Here is a 4,967-nt window from a genome sequence, read left to right as displayed (position 1 = left end):
CTATAGCCGACGGCCGGTGCCCGTCCCGGATTCCATGGTTCTGATTGACAGACAGATACTGGACTTGCAGGTCCAGAATAGTGTTAGAGTCTGAGTCGTGGGAAGGCCCAAGCAGTTCGACCCGGATGTGGCGGTCGAGCAGGCGATGCAGATGTTCTGGCGACAGGGATACGGCGCCACCACACCTCAATGCCTGATCGACACCCTGGGCATCGGCAAGGGCAGCCTCTACAACACCTTCGGCAGCAAACGCCAACTGTTCGACCTGGCGTTGCGCCGCTACCTGGACCTGCAGAACTCGGCCGTGACGGAGTTGTTGGAGGGTTCCGGGCCGGTGAAGGAGCGGCTACGCAAGGCACTGCTTGTCGTCGCTGAGACGGACCTCGCCGACCCCGACCGCCGTGGCTGTCTGGCGCTGAACACCGCGATGGAGTTCGGCCGCACGGATGAATCCGTGACGGCGCAGGTGCAAGACATGTTCGACCGCATCGAGGGCACCCTTCGCGCCCTGATCGAGGAGGGTCAGCGCGCCGGGGAGATCGATCCTGGACGTGACGCGAAGGGCCTGGCCAGCCTGCTGCTGAGCACCGTCAACGGCATGCGGCTCATGGCCCGTGTCGAGTCAAGGCCCGACCGCCTCATCAGGGTGATCGACACAACCATCGACCTTCTCTGACCCCTACGGCACGCATGGATTCGGGCCACCCCGCCATGCTGAAATTTTGTACCTACAGTTCAAGAAAAGGATGATCCATGACTCTCGATCTCGCCGAACGCATGACGAACAACGCCACCATGCGCGCCATCGGCCAGGACACCCACGGTTCTCCCGAGGTGCTCAAGGAGGTCATTGTTCCCCGGCCCGTGCCGGGCCTGAGCGAGATCCTGGTCGCCGTCCGCGCGGCCGGCGTCAACCCGACCGACTGGAAGAACCGCGCTCAGGTCCTGACCATCGACCGCATGCCACTCGTCCTGGGCTGGGACGTCTCCGGCGTCGTCGAGGCCGTCGGTATCGGCGTCACCCTGTTCGAGCCGGGCGACGAGGTCTTCGGCATGCTGCCCTACCCCTACGGGGTCGGCGCCCACGCCGAGTACGTGACCGCCCCCGCCCGTTCCTTCGCCCACAAGCCCGCCGGTATCGACCACGTCCAGGCCGGTGCCCTCCCGCTCGCAGCCCTCACCGCCTACCAGGCACTCGTCGACACCGCCGATGTCCAGCCCGGGCAGCGGGTCCTCGTCCATGCGGCCGCCGGCGGCGTCGGTCACCTCGCCGTCCAGATCGCCAAGGCCCGGGGCGCATATGTGATCGGCACCGCCAGCGCGGCCAAGCACGACTTCCTGCGCTCCCTGGGAGCCGACGAGGTCATCGACTACCGCACCGTCGACGTCACCGCGGCCGTCACGGACGTCGACATCGTTCTCGACCCGGTCGCCGGCGACAACCTCGCCCGATCCCTGGAGGTCCTGCGTCCGGGCGGCACTCTGATTTCGCTCCTGGGTGGCGACCCCGACGTGGCGGCCAAGGCGGCCGAGCGGGGCGTACGATTCGAGGCCCTCCTGGTCGAAGCCGACCACGGCGGCATGCAGGCCATCGCCGACCTCGTCGAGACCGGCGCTCTGCGCGCCCACATCGAGGCCGTCTTCCCCCTCGCCGAGGCCGCCAAGGCCCACGCCCTCGGCGAAACCGACCGGACCACCGGCAAGATCGTGCTGACCGTGGCGGAGACCAGGAAGGCGCAGCTGGCCGCCCAGGTCCTCAGGAGCGTGTTCGAGTCGGACACCTCCCTCGTCGACCGTTACGTTCGCCCGGACTACATCCAGCACAACCCGCTGGCCCCCGACGGCCCCGAGGCCCTCAAGGCCTTCGGTACCGCCTGGCGACAGCAGTTCCCGGACGCCACCTACGACTACAAGCGGGTCATCTCCGAGGGCGACCTGGCGCTCGTGCACACCAAAATCGTCACCACCCCCGGTACCCCCGGGATCGCCGTCTTCGACATCTTCCGCTTCCAGGACGGGAAGCTCGCCGAGCATTGGGACGTCCTCCAGGATGTGCCGGCGACCACGGCCAACGGCAACGACATGTTCTCCACGCTCAGCCGGCCGCAGACCGACGCGCCGGGGCAGCGGCGGCTCACCGCGTACAACAAGAAGCTGGTCACCGCGTACATCGACCAGCTCCTGGTCCAGAAAGACCTGACCGCCATCGACAGGTACGCGGGCCGCGAGTACCACCAGCACGACCCGAACATCCCCGACGGCGTGGCGGGCCTGAAGGCCGGGCTGGCCGCCTACTTCGAACAGTTCCCGCAGGGGAGCGTGGCACCGAAGCGGGTGATCGCGGAGGGCGATCTGGTGGCCGTCCACAGCCAGTACGTCGACACGCCGGGCGAGCGCGGCCGGGCGGTCATCGACCTGTTCCGGGTGCGGCACGGAAAGATCGTCGAGCACTGGAATGCCTCGCAGGACGTGCCGGAGACCTCCGCCAACGACCACACGATGTTCTGATCGCCGCCGGGTCGTAGCAGGAGACAGACATCACCGCGTTGATGTTCAAGGTGTTCGTGACACCCGCGACGCCGCGTCCCCTATTGCCGGGCGCTCTAAACCTTCCCTAAACCTTCCCAACGGGGACCCGATGGTGTGGTCGCCCATCTCGACGACCCTGATCTACGGCGAGCGCGACGCTGTCCTGGTCGACCCGCCCTTCACCATCGGCACCACCCGTGAGGTGCTCGCCTGGGTGGAGAAGATCGGCCGGACCATCACGCAGATCTACATCACCCATGGCCACGGCGACCATTACGCCGACCGCGGCTCATGGCCCGTGTCGAGTCAGGGCCCGACCGCCTCGTCAGGGTGATCAACACAGCCATCGACCTTCTCTGACCCCCACCGCTCGTATGGATTCGGGCCCGCCGCGCCGTGCCCAATATTTGTACCTACAGTTCAAGAAAGGGATGATCCGTGAATCTCGCCATGCGACGCAGTCCCTGGGCCACGCTCACCGTGCTGGCCCTCGCACAATTCATCGTGGTGCTGGACGTGACGATCGTGAACGTCGCGCTCCCGCACATCCAGAGCGGTCTCGGCTTCACCACCGACGGACTGCAATGGGTGATCAGCGCGTACATCCTGCTCTTCGGCGGTTTCCTGCTGCTCGGCGGTCGCGTGGCCGACCTGCTGGGGTCGCGGCGGGTCTTCATCGCCGGGCTCGCCCTGTTCGGCGTCAGCTCGCTGGCCGGGGGCCTGGCCACCTCACCAGGACAGCTGATCGCTGCGCGGGCCGTCCAGGGCTTCGGCGGCGCATTGCTGTCCCCGGCCGCCCTGGGCATCCTCACCATCACCTTCGAACACGGCCGGCGACGCAACATCGCCATGGGCGTCTGGGGCGGCCTGGCCGGCCTCGGCGGCACGGCGGGCGTGGTCCTCGGCGGGGTGCTGGTCGACTCCCTGAGCTGGCGCTGGGTCTTCATCGTCAACGTCCCGATCGTGATCGCCCTCGTCATCGCCACCCCGGTCTTCGTCCGCCCCATCGCCCCGCACCAGGGCAACCGCTCCTTCGACCTGCTGGGCGCCGTGCTCGGTACCGGCGGCCTGCTCGCCGTGGTGTACGGCGTGGTCCGCGCCGAACCCGTCGGCTGGTCCTCGGCGGAGGTCATCGGGTTCCTGGCCACGGGTGTGGTGATGCTCGCCGCCTTCCTGGCGGTCGAGGCGCGGACCACGGCGCCGCTGGTTCCGCTACGGCTGCTTCGGGCCCGGGCGCTCAGCACGGCCGGTGGCGCGCTCGCGCTTAACGGTGCCGCCTTCCTGTCGATGTTCTTCCTGACCGCGATCTTCCTGCAGCAGGTGCGCGGCGACTCGGCGCTGCGCACGGGAGTGGAGTTCCTGCCCATGGGCGGTGCCGCCATCCTCGGGGCGGTCATGGCCACCCCGCTGGTCACCCGCCTCGGAACACGGCCGGTCATGATGGTCGGCGCCGTGCTCAACGTCGCCGGACTCCTCCTGCTCGCGCGCGTCGACGCACACGGCTCCTACCCGACCGGACTGATGCCCGGCCTGATCATTTTCGGTGCCGGCCTCAGCGCGATCGCCGTTCCCGCGCAGATCGCCGCCGTGGTCGACGTCTCCCACCAGGAGGCCGGCGCCGCGTCCGGTGTCGTCCAGGCCTTCCAACAGGTCGGCGGCGCGCTCGGGCTCGCCATCGTGAGCACCCTGTCCACCTCCCGGACCACCTCCGCCATCGCCTCCGGCGCGAGCCAGTCCGACGGGCTGACCGAGGGCTTTCACCGCGGGCTGCTCGTGGCGGCGGTCTACGCCGTCGTCACGATCGCGGTGACCTTCCTCTCGCCCCGGCTGGCACCCAGCCCCGAACAGATCGCGGAGGCTGCGGCGGTGGCTGCGTAGAGCCCGTACCGGGCGGTGCGCTGACAAGCCCACCGCCTCGACCGCCGGACGTGTCACTTCACAATCCATTCGCCGCTAATCAGATTAAGAGATATCCCCCATGCCGAACACCGCCAACCTCATAGGCATGACGCTCGCCGAGCCACTGATCCTGCAGGGCAACAACCCAGTCAACCCCCTACCCGACGAGGTCCTCGCCCTGCACGCCAAGCGCTACCGGCAGGCCCTGGAAGGCTGACGGGACCGCGCGCCTCCCCGGCGGAGGCGCACGGAACGGCACAGGCCGGCGAAATTGCGTAGCCGGATTCCTGACCCCGCTTAACAACCTAATCGTCACCGCCGATTCCCCTCGATCCGCCACGTATCTCGGCGGCGGCCTCGACGGCCTGGAATGGACGATGAGCGCCTCCACCCTCACCTTCGCACCGCACGGCCGATCTCCTGAGCCGCGAACCTCATCCACAAGTTCTGACAATTGCTCGCCGGCCCGGCGACCTCACGAGAATCCCTGACCATTTTTTGCTCCAACGCCAGCACGTGCGTGGAATATCGTCGACGGG

The 4,967-nt window shown here is 67.8% G+C and carries 5 protein-coding genes and 1 pseudogene; all 6 read left to right on the top strand.

The annotated features are described in order from the left end of the window. Positions 1-97: 97 nt before the first annotated feature. Entirely contained in the window at positions 98-676 is a 579-nt protein-coding gene (locus tag U9977_RS22545; RefSeq protein WP_322751287.1) for a TetR/AcrR family transcriptional regulator, read from the top strand. Positions 677-795: 119 nt separating this feature from the next. Then, positions 796-1,719: pseudogene (locus tag U9977_RS27240) on the top strand (NADP-dependent oxidoreductase); the annotation flags it as partial. Next, on the top strand, positions 1,708-2,508 hold the full coding sequence (locus tag U9977_RS27235; protein WP_416210747.1) for a nuclear transport factor 2 family protein: 801 nt from the start codon (positions 1,708-1,710) through the stop codon (positions 2,506-2,508). The pseudogene U9977_RS27240 and the gene U9977_RS27235, both read left to right, overlap by 12 nt. 130 nt (positions 2,509-2,638) lie before the next feature. Then, positions 2,639-2,863, top strand: coding sequence for an MBL fold metallo-hydrolase (locus U9977_RS22535; RefSeq protein ID WP_322751285.1), 225 nt, complete (start codon positions 2,639-2,641; stop codon positions 2,861-2,863). Positions 2,864-2,967: 104 nt separating this feature from the next. Continuing rightward, the gene (locus tag U9977_RS22530; RefSeq protein WP_322751284.1) at positions 2,968-4,407 is read left to right on the top strand and encodes an MFS transporter; all 1,440 of its coding nucleotides are present in this window, start codon (positions 2,968-2,970) and stop codon (positions 4,405-4,407) included. A 100-nt stretch (positions 4,408-4,507) separates the two neighbouring features. Next, the gene (locus U9977_RS22525; protein ID WP_322751283.1) at positions 4,508-4,645 is read left to right on the top strand and encodes a hypothetical protein; all 138 of its coding nucleotides are present in this window, start codon (positions 4,508-4,510) and stop codon (positions 4,643-4,645) included. Positions 4,646-4,967: the final 322 nt, after the last annotated feature.

The sequence above is a fragment of the Protofrankia sp. Cas8 genome (assembly GCF_963555845.1).
GTDB lineage: Bacteria > Actinomycetota > Actinomycetes > Frankiales > Frankiaceae > Protofrankia.
This window is presented reverse-complemented; position numbering and strand designations above follow the sequence as displayed.